Genomic DNA, 15467 nt, shown 5'->3' with positions numbered 1-15467 from the left:
CTTATTCCCGATTTCAATTCAGTCACATGACTAAACGCCAATTTCACCACCGTCTTCACGGCGAATAACCACCGTTGCGGCACGTGGGCGCAGTTTCATACCCGCAGGTGTTTCTTCCGCAGCATTGTCGCTGTAAGGCCAGTTACCTGGATGCTGAATGTTCACGAACAAGGACTTGTAATCTGGGCTAATGGTAAAGCCCGTCACTTCACAGCCGTTAGGACCAACAAAGAAACGCTTCAGCTCAGCTTGGTTTTCTGCACCAATCACCTCTTGCGTACCGTTTTCATCCGTCAGTTTTGAAGGCACGACAGCAAGCATTTGGTCATTGGTGTAAGACGTCACTTCATCTGCGCCGTTATCCGTTTGAATCCACAGGATGCCACGAGGATCAAACGCCAATCCATCTGGGCTCGCAAATTGATTCAGTTCTGTCAGGCTGGAACGGTTAGTGTCCGCATCGCCGTTAGCAGGAGCTCCAAACACGAAGATATCCCAAGTAAAGTCTGTCGCCGCTTCCCCTTCATCCCAACGGATTACGTGACCAAACTTGTTGTTCAAACGTGGGTTCGCAGGGTTGGTCTCATCCGTACGTTTGGTGTTATTCGTCAACGTTAGATAAACCGAGCCTGTGAATGGGTCAACAGTACACCACTCAGGGCGGTCCATTGGCGTCGCACCGACAAGATCCGCCGCACCTGCTGTGTTAAGAATAATTTCAGCCAACGAGTTAAAGTTGTCTGCCAATGTGCCACCAGAGACTGTCGCGCTGTCTAGTGTCAGTGGTAACCAAGTACCAGAACTGTCTTCATTAAAGCGCGCCACATACAGTGTGCCTTCATCCATGTACTTATCGCCAGTGACCAAACGGTTTGTCGGATTTGCATCTGCTGGGTCCCATGCTGCCGCCGACTCAAATTTGTATAAGTACTCGAAGCGAGAATCATGACCTGAGTAAAACACCACAGGTTTGCCTTCTTCAAGTTTACCGAACGTACAGCCTTCATGGCGGAAACGACCTAGTGCAGTACGCTTCTTCGCACGCGAGTTTTGCGTGTATGGGTCGATTTCAACAATGTAACCATGACCATTCGCTTCGTTACGGTAATCGTCCAATGCGCTTGCTCCGGTTGGTTCAACGTTAAATCGTGTAAACTCATCCAAACGCTCTTCAGCATTACCAGCCAACGTTTCCCAAAGATAACGAGTTCGCTCATCATCAACACCAATACGATCTTGTTCTTCAGTACGAACACCAGCATTAACGAAATAGCCCGGCCAGTTTTCTTCACACGTTAGGTAAGTGCCCCAAGGCGTAAAACCATTACCGCAGTTGTTTAATGTGCCACGTGCTTGGCTACCATCTTGCGAAAAGCGCGTAACAGTCAGGTCTGTATTTGCCACGGGGCCCGAGAGATCCATCACTGTCGCACCAGTATAACGGCGGTTTAGTGGATCGGTATCAACCAGTTTCCACATGTTGTCTTCAAGCTGGACGCGAACCACAGAGACACCGTGGGCGTTAATTTCTTTACGTACTTCATCGACGATAGTGCGCACACCACCCACAACAGTAGGACCACTTGGGTGCAATGCTGAGGTATCAATGTATTCATGGTTAATACACAGTAATCCATCGGTGTCACTGTCGTTTAGTGAGAAGAAATGCATGCCGTCATGGTGCATACCAAGCGCATTAAGCTGATCGGCACTCGTGTTGCTGCCATCGTCTTTCCAAGCATTACCTTGTGCATTTAAAGGCGTCCCCCAAGGCACCAACACTTGTGCGACGTAACCTTGCGGAATCGAAACAGCATCTGTCAGTGAGCCAGGAATCGAATCAAAATTGAGGACTGCACTTGAAACGCCAGAGCCATTCCCCGCCGAAGTGCCCGAGCTAGAGGAGTTGCACCCAGAGAGACCAAATGCACCAAAAGCGGTCATTGCACCGACCCCCAAACCACCTTTCAGGATACTGCGTCGAGATAGGCTCGCTTCCAGTACTTCTTCAAAAGGCTTGTTATTACTCTGGTTGTAACGCGTCGCGTCGAAGGTTTCCTTACTCATGGTGTTGCTTTCCCAGTGTTAGGTTGAATTATAGGTTTGTATACCCAAGTGACTTCAAGATGCAGGATTCAGAGCGTTGTCATTGAGCGAGAGGAAGTTTGGAAGAGAAAAGTGACAGAACTAGTCTATCTTTATGAACTTTGTGTTTAGAAAATGTTATAAAACACACATCTATTCTATGTACTCCCGATTTTGCTTGGGCTAAGCCAGATTTGGGGGTATAAGGTGTACTCAAATCATCCACGAGAGATAATCATGAAACTAGATAAAATCGATAACAAAAATCGTCGTCTGCGTAAAAAGCTATTCCTAGGTGAATTCGCAATCCTAGGTTTTGAAATCAGCTGTGAAACAGACATCAACGACTTCGACCGTTACGATGCATTCGTAGATGAGTTTATCGACTACATTGATGGTCTAGATCTGTGCTTCGGCGGCGGCGGTCTAGAACTGTTTGAAGGTTTCCTATGTTCAACTGAGCGCTACGGCAGCGCGACAGAAGAGCAAAAAGCACAAGTTGTCGCTTGGCTAGAAGCTCGCCCAGAAGTAAGCAGCGCGAAAGCGGGCGAACTGGTTGACGCAAACTACCTGTAATTGCAGAGTCACTCTGTAATAAACAGAGTTGAGCAAGTAATGAGAAAGCTGGTCCTCGGACTGGCTTTTTTGCGTTTAGAAGCCGTGAATTTCTGAAGTACTGAGAACCGGAAGCGCGAACCGCTTTGATGGCTTGGAACCGTTAGTCTTTGGGAGTATCTTGGTATTTGGGATTACGTAGATATCTGGAAAATGTGGTGAGCGAGAAATAATGGCAGTTTTAGATAATTTTAGAGCTGGCATTTTATGGAAGGTTATCCGTCCATTGCCAGCTCAGTGTCACGAGTGTGGTTAACTATGCTTTTTTGCTAGCGTCAGTTTTTGTGTCTTTCCAGTATTGAATACGTACACGATGCAACTGTGCTTTTCTCATCTTTTTCATAGCAATCTCCCTCATCTATATAGGTAGCGCTCATCATGAGCTTATTGTCTAAGGTTGTTTTCCCCTCCAATCTATCGGGGAACGAATAAATTAACCGTGATTGATTTCACAACATAATGACAAAACACGCCATGTTGCAGTCAATTTTTGAACAGTTCGACTGTGTTTTATCGTATGGCAAGGGTTAACCTATCCACTGAATATGACAGATTAATGGCAATCAAGTTCCCTATTCCATCTGTCATTGAATCTTAATAATGATTCTCGAATAGCCTAGCAATTAATATACCAGTTGCGCATAACGATACCACACATGTGCTAAAGCTAAGGTTGGATTCGCTGCTGGTAATGTTGTCGGTAGTCTCGCGGAGTCAGCCCCTTGTAGGTTTTAAAATGGCGATTAAACAAAGCTTGATTGCGATACCCTACTCGCTCAAACACAATGCCAATGGGCAACTCAGTTGATTGCAGCAAGTCGGCGGCATGGTTAATACGCAGTTTCATCAAGCGTTGGCTAAAGGGCTCTTTAAAGTGCTTTTTAAACAGACGAGTCACCGCACTTTCACTCAGCGATAAATCATTAGCGAGATCGGCAAGTGTTATCTTGCGAGCGAAGTGTTGTTCTAGATACGCGCTCACCTTAGCAACACGCTCTCTTTCTTGTTGCTCATGTTCGCTCATCGAGAGATAAGAATGCGTCATCAGTGTTTTGGCTGCTTCATCATGCGCAAGTAACGAAAGTACATGAATAAAGCGAGCTAGTTGCTCCATCGCAGGTACTTTCATCAACTCATGAAGAAGCTCCACAACTTGTTGAGCAGTTCGCTCAGAGAACACTACTCCTTTATTTGCTGCCTTGAGCAACGGATCGAGTTTGCGCAGTTCCGTGCAATAAAACATCAGATTGGCAATCCACTCACGCTTAAACCAAATTACATGGGTTTCACAGTTATTTTCTACCAACGTGGAATGAATAGAATGAGGAACACCCGGCGCAATCAATAACATTTGATTGTGGGTCACTTCCAACTCGTGATGACCAATGTGCAGAGTTCCAGAAAAGTGTCGATGAATGACCAACTCGTACACATCATCATGAAAATGGAAGTCATACTCCTTTTTAGGCTCATCAATACGACGATAGCGCCAAGAAAAGCCAGGTCTCTGCGGTACTTTTTCGATGTGCGCCATTTGTCACTCCACAAGATAGTATTGTTATACGCGCAAATAATATCAGTATTACCGACACATTCTTTACTACGCCTCAATAGTATTGATATTGAGCGGTATACTATCAACTTAGCTCCGTCACGCTCCTTATCCTTGCGTTGAAAAGAAGACTAACCAAGGAGCTGTTATGAGTAACTTCAAAACTAAGCTGCGTCAGATCATGCAGAAAACTCGTGATGAATGGGCAATATTTGCAGTAAAAGAGATGGGAATTTCATCCGACACTGTCGCTAAATCTTATGGCTACAACTCGAGTTGTGATCTTGAGCAAACTCTTAAACAAGACGAAAAAGACACCGATTCGTACATTCGCTCGACACCTTGTGCGAGATCTCTCACAAGCGATGTAAGTAAAAAGACCATTTTTGACTAAGAACAAATCAACCAATAAACCTAACTAATTGAAAATTATTAATTATCCTTTTTTAAGCAATATTCGCTGCCAAAGTTTTTTTACCTAGCTGATTGAGAGTAATCAGCAAAACAACAATACTAAACATGTCGACAGGATGTTGGCGGGAACAGGAAAAAAGCCTAAAGGATTGGGTATCTTCAGGATGAAGATTTGGTAGCTTAGGATGAGTTATCAGCAAGGATGTAGTTAAGCTCTAGGATAGAGTTCGCCCGTCAGGATGATAGGCAAGAATGGACACCGCTAGGAAGGCGATGAACAAGGAACTCGGTTAAAGGACTTAGCCACAATCAAGGATAGATGCAGGGAGCACCTATTAGTAGCCGGATTGCTGCGAAAAAGAATAAGCCCCGTCTGGGAAACCAGGCGGGGTTTTATTTTGCCCGTCATTTATGCTCCTCTCTACGTTCGGTCTTGCATCATGCTATTATTTCAGCAATTTCTTTAGCAGATTCATTCTCTGATAGACGCTTTCTTTAATAAACATCGAGCAAACGACGCCCTATGCTGAATCCAGTTTGGTTACACACATTCAAAACACTAGTTGAAGTCGGTCACTTTACGCAGACGGCAGAAAAGCTTTATATGACTCAACCCGGTGTCAGCCAGCACATTAAAAAGCTGGAGCGAGCTTGTCAGCATCCATTGATTAAGCGCGAGAACAAAAGCTTTGAACTTACGGAGCAAGGACGCATGGTGTATGCCTACGCGCTAGAACTTGAAGAAAAAGAAAAAAGCCTACTAGAAGATTTGAGCTTTGATGATCCACATGCTGGATACTGCAAACTCGCATGCTCTGGTGCGCTTGCCTTGATGCTGTTTGATCCGCTCCTTGAAAAACAGAAACAACATAAAGGCTTATCGATTCACCTAGAAGCTGCGCCCAACCAATCTATTCTTAATGGCGTTGCTGAGGGTCGAATTGATATGGGCATCGTAACCTACTCACCAAATAAAAGCGTGTTCCAAAGCGAACAAATTGGTCGAGAGACTTTATGTTTGATCTTACCTAAATCCTACCGAGGAAAAACGCTCACACCGGAGTTACTGAAAAGCTGTGGCGTGATTGGTCACCCAGATGCTGAACATTACATGACGCTATTTTTCGATCAATGTGCCGAACCCTTACTAAAAGAGATCAAAGTCAGCGACATGCCGTTATCCGGGTACGTCAACCAGTTAAGCCAGATCTTACTGCCAGTGAGTAAAGGACTCGGCTTTACCGTTTTACCGCGCAGTGCGGTGGAGAGCTTTGCATTAAGAGAAGAGTTATATGTCGCCGAATTAAAGCAACCGGTATATGAAGATTTATTTTTGGTTAGAAAACGCAGCCGCACATTGCCACTGCGCTACCAAACCATCAAGCAGGTCTTATTGAATGTGATCGGTACTGCTGTTCATCAATGATGTCAGCCATTCTTCACTAGTAATACGCTTATCTTGGCAATCCACCCAATATGGCTTGCCAGATAACCAACTCTTTGACGCCACCTCTTTTATAAACACATCCACAGAATCAACGTCATCTTTGGCATAATCCCATTTGTTGCGCATGTGTTCTGCCGCCTCGCGATTGGTATACGCCTTGCCGTTACGGATAAAGGTGCAAGAGGATTGCTCAACTCGTTTTATCAACGTCGAGATATCTTCCTCTACCTCTGCTAATGCAAAGGTAGGCAGAATACTTAATGTAAGTAGCAACGACCACTTTGCTTTCATCATAGCTTTATCCTTATCCCTGACCACGTAACTACTACCAAGTAACTACTAATAAGTGGCTTAACTATTCAACTGTTTGGCTGTTTAGCTCGGCAATTATTGCCACCACGCCTTAACTGGCTGAGGCTCAGCAAGCGCCAAACGTTGCCCAATCTCAGGGCTAACTAAAGTCACACCACGTTCTTCACTGATGTCTAACGCACGTTGCATTGGTTCATTCCAATCGTGCATTGACAAATCAAATGTACTGTTATGAATTGGCATCATCACTTTACCCTGCACATCAATGTGTGCCTGGACACTCTGCTCCGGGAACATGTGAATATCTGACCAAAGGTCATTGTATGCGCCCGTTTCAATCATTGTGAAATCGAATGGACCGTACCTTTCACCAATCTCTTTAAAGCCATTGAAGTAACCTGAATCACCGCTAAAGAACACTTTATTTTGCTGTGCGTTGATAACCCAACTGCCCCACAGCGTCGTATCGCGGTCTGTCAAACCTCGACCAGAGAAATGCTGAGTCGGAGTCAGTGTATATTCAATACCGTCGACAGAATGTGACTCCCACCAATCTAGCTCGACCACTCTTTCCTTAGGCACGCCCCAGTTCACCAGTAATTGCCCCACTTTCAAAGGCACCAAGAAAGTTCCAACCTTGTCACCAAGCTCTTTAATCGAGGCTTTATCTAGATGGTCGTAATGGTCATGGCTGATCACCACGACATCGATACTTGGCAAATCTTGCAAAGTGATTGGTGTTTGGTGGAAACGCTTTGGTCCTGCCCATTGGACAGGAGATGCTCGGTCACTAAAGACAGGATCGGTCATCACCAACTTACCATCAAGCTTCATTAATACGCTTGAATGACCTAAGCGGTAGATAACGTCATCTTGCTCTTCTAACAGTTGATTCGCAGTCATTGCATGAACCGGAATTTCAATCGTTGGCGTTGGATTGAGGCGCTCAGTCGTAAAGTAGGCTTTCATGATGCCGAACATGTCACCCAAGCTGCTTTTGTATTCCAACTCTGTGTTTGCAAATTTGTCCGGGTATGTTGGCGCTTTTTCAGTATCAACATTAGAACAAGAAATCATTGATGTACCCATCGCGAACGCTCCTACTGTGGCTAGCAAAGTTTTTTTCATAAAAAGTTAACCCGAACAAAAGTAAACTACACGGTGCAGTTTACATTCTAATTATCAAAAGTAAACTACTTAGTGTAAAATAGATCCAGAAATGATCTTCTTAACTCGGCAAGTTTATGAATGTAAAAAGAAAAGGTCGCAGTGAGACCAAAAGAGAAGCCATCCTGTGCGCAGCAAAGCAAGCGTTCCAAGAGTTTGGGGTGCAAAACACCAGCATGGATAAGCTCTCTGCTATCGCGCAAGTCTCTAAGCGCACGGTCTACAACCACTTCCCTTCTAAAGAAGCGATCGTGACAGAGTTACTAACGGAACTATGGCGTTCTTCAATGATGGATAGCGACATTGAACGTTTACCAACACTCCCGCTAAAAGATCAACTGGTCGAATTGTTGTACAGCGAAATTATCGTTGTAACCGCACCTGATTATATTGAACTGGCGAAAGTGGCTTTCGGACACTTCTTGTTTAAGCCGGAAGATCTCAAAGAACAAGCAGAACACATGTCAAAGCAAGAAACGGCCTTGTACCGTTGGCTCACTCAGCAATCAGAAAAAAACACATTGAAGGTTGATGATGTGGACGTGGCAAGCATTCAATTGCACAACTTAATTAAAGGCAGCGCATTCTGGCCACAATTGATGGGAATGCGAGCTTCGCTAACCTTGGAAGAATCTAGGGTTTTAGCCACCCAAACGGCTGAACTCTTCTTAAGTCATTACTTAGTTCAATAACAAAAAAGCGGCTGAATGGCCGCTTTTTTGTGATTTGTACCATAGTAAATTGATGAAATTTTGACTCATTTTTCTTTTTCATTCCCTTGACAGTCGCATGCAGCAAGGCGTGAGAGTTCGATAAATTATTTTTGTCGTATCGACGATATTTTTTCGTTTTCATCTACTGAGAAAACGCCCTAAGGTTCGCACCTCTGACGACGTGGTTGTCCAACCACAATTCTAAGTCGCTGAAGAGAGTGGATTCTGTCACATCAATTACACCCACTCACTATACTCTATACTTACATTTTTAATTTGGTACTGACTTACTAAGGAATTGCCATGCGTATTGCTATTCTTTCTCGTAATGAGAATCTATATTCAACCATGCGCCTAAAGCAGGCGGGTGAAGAGCGCGGACATCAAGTTGATGTTATCGATACTCTGCACTGTTATATGGATATTACGAGTAACAACCCTAAGATCCGTTACATGGGTGAAGAATTGCCAAAGTACGACGCGGTTATTCCACGCATCGGTGCTTCTATCACTTTCTACGGTACAGCGGTTGTACGTCAGTTTGAAATGATGGGCACATTCTGTGTGAACGAGTCAGTAGCAATCAGCCGCTCTCGTGACAAGCTACGCTCTATGCAGCTGCTATCACGCAAAGGCATTGGTCTACCTCGCACAGGTTTTGCTCACCACCCTGACAACATTCAGGACGTGATCAAAAACGTTGGCGGCGCACCATTGGTTATCAAGCTACTTGAAGGTACTCAAGGTATCGGTGTTGTTCTTGCTGAGACAACGAAAGCAGCAGAAAGTGTTATCGAAGCATTCATGGGCCTAAAAGCAAACATCATGGTGCAAGAGTTCATTGAAGAAGCAAACGGCGCAGACATCCGTTGTTTCGTAGTGGGTAACAAAGTTATCGCAGCAATGAAACGCCAAGCAAAAGAAGGCGAGTTCCGCTCTAACCTTCACCGTGGTGGTTCTGCTCAGCTTGTAAAACTAAGCAAAGAAGAGCGCGCAACTGCAATCAACGCAGCGAAAGTGATGGGTCTAAACCTATGTGGTGTTGATATTCTTCAATCGAAGAACGGTCCTGTTGTGATGGAAGTGAACTCTTCTCCAGGTCTTGAAGGTATCGAAACTGCAACAGATAAAGACGTTGCAGGTATGATCTTCGACTTCATCGAGAAGAACGCAAAACCAAACGCTAACCGTACTCGCGGTAAAGGCTGATAATTGTTTGAGTGGGAGCCTATAGACTAGGCTCTCTTTATCACTCATCGCTAGGATGACACTATGAATCAGAAAATGATCATTGGGAACGCCGAAGCAATTTGCTTACCTGAGTTAGGGATTACTCACCTTGAAGCGCGTATTGATACAGGCGCACAGACTTCTTCTCTGCACGTAGATAATCTAGAGTGCACTGAGCAAGACGGTCAGTCATACGTAGAATTCGATCTACACCCAGATGTTTACCACTTAGAACAAGTGGTTCGCTGTAAAGCTCCACTGAAGGCGAACCGCAAGGTGAAATCATCAAACGGAACGTTCGAACACCGCTGCGTGATCACAACGATGCTACGCATGGGCGACCAAGAGTGGCCTATCGACATCACGCTGACTAACCGTGAAAAGATGACCTACATGATGTTGCTAGGTCGTCAGGGTATGGCAGACAAAGTTCTGGTAGACCCGAGCCAATCTCACTTATTGGCTCCATAATCCCCGTAGCTTCAGATGAGCGAACTCCGTGGTCGCTCATCTGGCTCTTCTGTACTTTTCTAGCTGTCCTTTTCGCCATTCTCCTCTTTCATATTCTTACTTCTCAGTACAGAGCGCATTAACCCTTTAAGTTTTATCTTCGTCACTCGCCAATGCGTAATGGGTCTAACCGGCGCGGTATTGATGATGTGTTGATAAGCATCTTCATCAAACTCAACTTCACCACCATGTGCGGCCAATAAACAACTCGGATTCATCTCAAAAACTCGCTTTAACGACCGGCGATATTGGTTGGGATGAAAAATAGGAAACGGCGCAATCAAATGGCTTTTTACCTGCACCATTAAATCCGCGACATAAAGCACATCCTGCTCAGCATGAAAAACCGATAAGTCTCTATCAGTATGTCCGGGGGTTTCCAATACTTGCCAATCAGAAAATCCAGGCACGGCGTCACCATCCACCAGCTCAATATCTGGTCTTAGTTTTCGCGAATACCATAGATTCCGCTTTGGTTTACGCATTCGATTCGCCATCCAACGCGCCAAAATCAAATCGGTCAAATGCATCAACCAACCATCAAAGCCGCCATACCAATGAGTGTCTCGTTTCGCAGCTAAGATCTGGCACCCCGTAAGCTCTCGCAACTTGTGCGCAGCCCCCGCATGGTCAGGATGCATATGCGTGACCACCACCATTTTTAAGTCGGTGAACGAACGATTAAGCTGATGCTCAATAAAATCTTTGAGGTGTGGAATATCGGCTCGACTGGCGCCATCAAGCAACATTAACTTATCTGGATACTCGGCGAGATACATGGTTTGGATGTATCCCTGAATTCTATGCAGCTGCAAAACATATCCTTGTTTTGTTGGGTCTTTATTCTTGTTTTTCTGCGACCAAATCCTTACTGGTCAGACCAACTATAACAGCAGAATGGACACTCTGTTAAATAAATGTTTACACCGCGACTCGACAACAGTTGTTAATCGAAAGAACAAATTTTAATCATTAGACTCTGATTGGGTTTTATCCGTTAATGCGCGCACACGGAGTTCGTGTCAGGGTATGAGGTTAGCGCCTCATGATTTGCTTTTTTGTATTTCCTCCTCCTATTTCAGCGAGGGTTTAAATACATTTTTGTGAGAATCGAGTTGGAAAAAGCAACTAAATTAGACCGCATCCGCGCGGACTACAACGTTCACTACTGGAGCCAAGGCTTCTACGGAATTGATGACCAAGGCGAGGTTTACGTATCTCCTCGTAGTGACCGTGCACACCAAATCCCTTTCAGTGCGATTGTAAAAGAGCTAGAAGCTAAGCAGTTGAACCTGCCTGTGCTAGTGCGCTTCCCGCAAATCGTGCACCAACGCGTGCATGGCATTTGCCAAGCTTTCAACCAAGCAATTGAAGAATACCAATATCCAAACAAATACCTGTTGGTGTACCCAATTAAAGTAAACCAACAGCGTGAAGTGGTTGATGAAATCTTAGCGAGCCAAGCGCAGCTAGAAAATAAACAGCTGGGTCTAGAGGCAGGCAGCAAGCCAGAACTATTGGCGGTACTGGCATTGGCTCAACAAGGCAGCTCCGTGATCGTGTGTAATGGCTACAAAGACCGTGAATATGTGCGTCTAGCACTGATCGGTGAAAAGCTAGGTCACAAAGTATTTATCGTACTAGAGAAGCTATCTGAGCTTGATCTAGTACTTGAAGAAGCGAAAAGCTTGGGTGTAACTCCACGTCTTGGCTTGCGTATCCGCCTTGCATCTCAAGGTGCAGGTAAGTGGCAAGCAAGCGGCGGTGAGAAATCGAAGTTTGGTCTATCGGCATCACAAGTATTGAGCGTGATTGATCGTCTAAAACACGAAGACAAGCTAGATACCATGCAATTGGTTCACTTTCACCTTGGCTCACAGATGGCAAACATCCGTGACGTACGCAATGGTGTGAATGAATCCGCACGTTTCTACTGTGAATTACGTGCCATGGGTGCAAACATTGATTACTTCGATGTTGGCGGCGGTTTAGCAGTAGACTACGACGGCACACGCAGCCAATCTTCGAACTCGATGAACTACGGTCTTGCAGAATATGCGCGTAACATCGTGAATACGGTCGGCGATGTCTGTCAGCACTACGACCAACCGATGCCAGTGATCATCTCTGAATCGGGTCGTTCTCTAACCGCTCATCACGCTGTGTTGATTTCTAACGTCATTGGTACTGAAACATACCAGCCGGAAGAAGTATTCGAACCTGCAGAAGATGCACCAATCTTGCTACAAAACATGTGGCGTAGTTGGGAAAACCTGCAGGATGGTACCGATGCACGTGCATTAATTGAAATTTACAATGATACCCAAAGCGATTTGGCCGAGGTTCACTCGCAATTCGCTACTGGCGTACTGAACCTTGAGCAACGTGCGTGGGCAGAACAACTGTCTCTGCGTATTTACTTCGAGCTAAGTCGTCAAATGAGTACCAAGAACCGTTTCCACCGTCCTATTTTGGATGAGTTGAGCGAACGTCTTGCGGACAAGTTCTTCGTGAACTTCTCTCTTTTCCAATCCCTACCAGACGCATGGGGTATTGATCAGGTATTCCCTGTTTTACCGCTTTCTGGTCTTGGGGATGTGGAAGAGCGTCGTGCGGTGATGTTGGACATCACTTGTGACTCCGATGGCGCGATTGATCACTATGTTGACGGTCAAGGCATTGAGAGCACGCTACCAGTACCAGCATGGAGCAACGACAAACCGTACCTAATGGGCTTCTTCCTAGTAGGCGCATACCAAGAGATCCTTGGTGACATGCACAACCTATTTGGTGATACCCACAGTGCAGTAGTCAATGTTGATGAAGACGGTCAATTCGAGATCAGCTACATCAACGAAGGTGATAGCGTAGAAGACATGATGCGCTACGTTCACATCGACGTAGATGCGATTCGTGACAATTACAAACAATTGGTTTCAGAACGAGTTGAAACCAGTGAACAAGAACAAATCCTAGCTGAACTGGAACAAGGTTTGGCAGGCTACACCTATTTAGAGGACTTCTGATATGAATGATTTGTTTACGAAAACCGATTATTCGCTTTACTCCAACTCTATGTCGTTTCTACGTCGACCGTACATCAAAAATCCAGTATCGGCAGACGCAGACGTTGTGGTGCTAGGGGTTCCTCTGGACATGGCGACTTCTGGTCGTCCTGGTGCGCGTATGGGACCAGATGCGATCCGTCGTGCGTCAGTAAACCTTGCTTGGGAAGGCAAGAAGTTCCCTTGGGACTTCAACGTATTTGATAAATTGAAAGTGATCGACGCAGGTGACCTTGTATTCGATTGTGGTGACGCGGAAGATTTCACTTACCGTCTAGAAGCGGCAACAAGTGAGATTCTAAAGAGCGGTAAGACAATGCTAGGCTTGGGTGGTGACCACTTCATCACGCTACCGATCCTACGTGCTTACGCAAAACACCATGGTCAAATGGCATTGATTCACTTCGATGCGCACACTGACACTTACGCAAATGGCAGTTCTTACGACCACGGAACTATGTTCTACCATGCGCCAAAAGAAGGTCTGATTTCTGCGAAGAACTCAGTTCAAATTGGTATTCGTACTGAATATGACCAACAAGATCATGGCTTCAATGTCATCAACGCGATGCAAGCAAACGACATGTCGGTAGAAGAGATACTGGCAGAGATTCGTCGCACGGTTGCGGATAAGCCAGTGTATGTCACTTTTGACATCGACTGTCTGGATCCGGCGTTTGCACCGGGTACAGGTACACCAGTTTGTGGCGGTCTGAACTCAGATAAAATTCTGAAGATCATCCGTGGTTTCGCTGGCATGAACATCGTAGGTATGGACGTGGTAGAAGTCTCACCTCCTTACGACCACAGTGATGTAACGGCCTTGGCTGGCGCGACTATCGCACTTGAGTTGCTTTACGCCTACGCTTCTGGTCGCGAATAACGAAAGTTGTTCTAAATGAGCGCAGTATTTCAAGGGGAGCTTCGGCTCCCTTTTTCGTTTTCATCACTCAACAAAAATGGATTAGATTTTCTAATCCAAATCATAGATTTTTATCTTGCTCAACTTCACACTTTTTGATTGCTAAGTCCGCACTCAAGCTCTAATATCTCGCGCCTAGATTCCCTAATTACTTTGTTTGTTTGGCTCTCCTATATGGAGCGCTAAGGCTTTTTACGTCTTAAATTTCTGGAGAGATACGCAAATGTCCGCCTCGTTTCCATTAGCGAAACTTACCTTTTTAATCGCAATTCTGACTGCCGTAGGTCAAATGACTCAAACGATGTACGTGCCTTCTATCGGTCATATGGCGGGTGAGTTCTTGGTATCAGCGTCTTCACTTCAAGCTGTGATGGCGTGTTACCTGATCCCTTACGGTCTATCGCAGTTTGTATACGGCACGCTGTCCGATCGCCTTGGTCGTAAGCCAATCATCATTGCGGGTTTGATCATCTACATTCTTGGAACTTTGGTAGCGCTGTTTGCTCATGAGTACGAATGGTTTCTAGCAGGCAGCTTCATCCAAGGTTTGGGGATTGGCTGTGGCGGAGCTATGTCTCGTACACTGACTCGTGACTGCTTTGAGGGCGCTGAACTGCACCGCGCAAACAGCTTGATCAGTATGTGTGTGATTTTTTCGCCATTGATCGCGCCAGTATTGGGCGGTTATCTAACCGAAGCATTCGGCTGGCGATCTAGCTACCTATTCCTTGCGTTATTCGGTATTGCCGTTGTGATCACCATGATGACAAGCATGATGGAAACCTTGCCTAAAGAGCGCCGCAAACATGAATCTGTTGCGAAGAGCTACAAGTTCGTACTATCAGACAAACGCTTCCAAGGCTTCTTATTGGTATTGGTTGCCACGTTTGCAGGCGTTGCAGTATTTGAAGCAGCAGCAGGTGTGTTGTTGGGTGGTGTACTTGGCTTGCCAGCAACCACGGTCAGCTTGCTATTTGTCTTGCCGATACCGGGTTACTTAGTCGGCGCTGGTCTATCGAGCTATATTGCACAACGCCGTTCTGAACGCCGTGCTTTGAATGTTGGTCTAGTGGCTATCTTAGTTGGCTCAGCAGTGGTATTGATTCCGGGTCTGTTTGGTCTAACAACGGCGTTGACTCTGATTGGCGGTGCAACCATTTACTTCTTGGGTGCAGGCATTTTGTTCCCAGCGGCAACTACCGGCGCACTTTCACCGTTCCCATACCACGCAGGTACTGGCGGTGCCATTTTGGGTGGTATGCAAAACCTAGGCGCAGGCATCGCAACGCTATTGGCTTCCTTCTTCCCAGCGCAAGACCAAATGCCACTTGGCTGCCTGATGATGGCAATGTCGATCATCGCCATGCTTGGTCTACGTTGGGTTAATCGCAAGCACGACCATTCAAACGAAATGCCATTGGCAATTTAAAACCTG

General features: G+C 45.6%; 14 protein-coding genes. 9 read left to right on the top strand and 5 right to left on the bottom strand.

Features of this window, described 5'->3' with window-relative positions:
• Positions 1 to 30: 30 nt before the first annotated feature.
• The gene (locus tag ABMY42_RS00215; RefSeq protein WP_050937278.1) at positions 31 to 2067 is read right to left on the bottom strand and encodes a PhoX family phosphatase; all 2037 of its coding nucleotides are present in this window, start codon (positions 2065 to 2067) and stop codon (positions 31 to 33) included.
• A gap of 255 nt (positions 2068 to 2322) precedes the next feature.
• Here ABMY42_RS00215 and ABMY42_RS00210 point away from each other — a divergent pair, with 255 nt between their 5' ends.
• Positions 2323 to 2661, top strand: coding sequence for a 50S ribosome-binding protein YggL (locus tag ABMY42_RS00210; protein ID WP_005453308.1), 339 nt, complete (start codon positions 2323 to 2325; stop codon positions 2659 to 2661).
• Positions 2662 to 3367: 706 nt separating this feature from the next.
• On the opposite strand, the gene ABMY42_RS00205 is transcribed toward ABMY42_RS00210, so the two are convergent.
• A complete protein-coding gene (locus tag ABMY42_RS00205) occupies positions 3368 to 4234 on the bottom strand; it encodes an AraC family transcriptional regulator (protein ID WP_017817364.1) in 867 nt (288 codons plus the stop codon).
• 166 nt (positions 4235 to 4400) lie between these two features.
• Here ABMY42_RS00205 and ABMY42_RS00200 point away from each other — a divergent pair, with 166 nt between their 5' ends.
• Positions 4401 to 4646, top strand: coding sequence for a hypothetical protein (locus tag ABMY42_RS00200; protein ID WP_005453301.1), 246 nt, complete (start codon positions 4401 to 4403; stop codon positions 4644 to 4646).
• A gap of 543 nt (positions 4647 to 5189) precedes the next feature.
• Positions 5190 to 6092 carry a LysR family transcriptional regulator gene (locus ABMY42_RS00195; protein ID WP_005453299.1) on the top strand — a complete coding sequence of 301 codons (903 nt, stop codon included), beginning with the start codon at positions 5190 to 5192 and terminating at the stop codon, positions 6090 to 6092.
• Here the strand turns inward: ABMY42_RS00195 and ABMY42_RS00190 are convergent.
• Together ABMY42_RS00190 and ABMY42_RS00185 are read right to left on the bottom strand one after the other, a co-directional pair.
• Complete coding sequence (locus ABMY42_RS00190; protein ID WP_026000151.1) at positions 6057 to 6404, bottom strand: DUF5329 family protein; 348 nt, start codon at positions 6402 to 6404, stop codon at positions 6057 to 6059. The genes ABMY42_RS00195 and ABMY42_RS00190 overlap by 36 nt on opposite strands.
• Positions 6405 to 6500: 96 nt before the next feature.
• Complete coding sequence (locus ABMY42_RS00185; RefSeq protein ID WP_349266094.1) at positions 6501 to 7514, bottom strand: MBL fold metallo-hydrolase; 1014 nt, start codon at positions 7512 to 7514, stop codon at positions 6501 to 6503.
• A 155-nt stretch (positions 7515 to 7669) separates the two neighbouring features.
• On the opposite strand from ABMY42_RS00185, the gene ABMY42_RS00180 reads away from it, so the two are divergent.
• The 3 genes from ABMY42_RS00180 to ABMY42_RS00170 all read left to right on the top strand — a co-directional run bounded on the left by ABMY42_RS00180 (position 7670) and on the right by ABMY42_RS00170 (position 10006).
• Positions 7670 to 8284 (top strand): TetR/AcrR family transcriptional regulator, encoded by a 615-nt coding sequence (locus ABMY42_RS00180; protein WP_005438259.1) that lies wholly within the window; start codon positions 7670 to 7672, stop codon positions 8282 to 8284.
• A 324-nt stretch (positions 8285 to 8608) separates the two neighbouring features.
• A complete protein-coding gene (gene rimK, locus ABMY42_RS00175; RefSeq protein WP_349265831.1) occupies positions 8609 to 9514 on the top strand; it encodes a 30S ribosomal protein S6--L-glutamate ligase in 906 nt (301 codons plus the stop codon).
• Between the two features lie 63 nt (positions 9515 to 9577).
• The gene (locus tag ABMY42_RS00170) at positions 9578 to 10006 is read left to right on the top strand and encodes a RimK/LysX family protein (protein ID WP_005432588.1); all 429 of its coding nucleotides are present in this window, start codon (positions 9578 to 9580) and stop codon (positions 10004 to 10006) included.
• A gap of 59 nt (positions 10007 to 10065) precedes the next feature.
• Here the strand turns inward: ABMY42_RS00170 and ABMY42_RS00165 are convergent, their stop codons facing one another.
• Entirely contained in the window at positions 10066 to 10824 is a 759-nt protein-coding gene (locus ABMY42_RS00165; protein WP_026138192.1) for an MBL fold metallo-hydrolase, read from the bottom strand.
• A gap of 336 nt (positions 10825 to 11160) precedes the next feature.
• On the opposite strand from ABMY42_RS00165, the gene speA reads away from it, so the two are divergent.
• The 3 genes from speA (at position 11161) to emrD (ending at position 15461) form a co-directional block, all read left to right on the top strand.
• On the top strand, positions 11161 to 13071 hold the full coding sequence (gene speA, locus ABMY42_RS00160; protein ID WP_009696853.1) for an arginine decarboxylase: 1911 nt from the start codon (positions 11161 to 11163) through the stop codon (positions 13069 to 13071).
• A 1-nt stretch (position 13072) separates the two neighbouring features.
• Complete coding sequence (gene speB, locus ABMY42_RS00155) at positions 13073 to 13993, top strand: agmatinase (RefSeq protein ID WP_005432598.1); 921 nt, start codon at positions 13073 to 13075, stop codon at positions 13991 to 13993.
• 262 nt (positions 13994 to 14255) lie between these two features.
• Positions 14256 to 15461, top strand: a complete 1206-nt coding sequence (emrD, locus tag ABMY42_RS00150) for a multidrug efflux MFS transporter EmrD (RefSeq protein WP_009705122.1) — start codon at positions 14256 to 14258, stop codon at positions 15459 to 15461.
• The last annotated feature ends 6 nt before the right edge of the window (positions 15462 to 15467 follow it).

It is taken from the genome of Vibrio sp. SSH13-20 (genome assembly GCF_040104475.1).
GTDB classification, from domain to species: Bacteria; Pseudomonadota; Gammaproteobacteria; order Enterobacterales; family Vibrionaceae; genus Vibrio; species Vibrio harveyi.
Note: the sequence above shows the minus strand (reverse complement) of the source record. Positions and strands in the feature narration are given on the sequence as shown.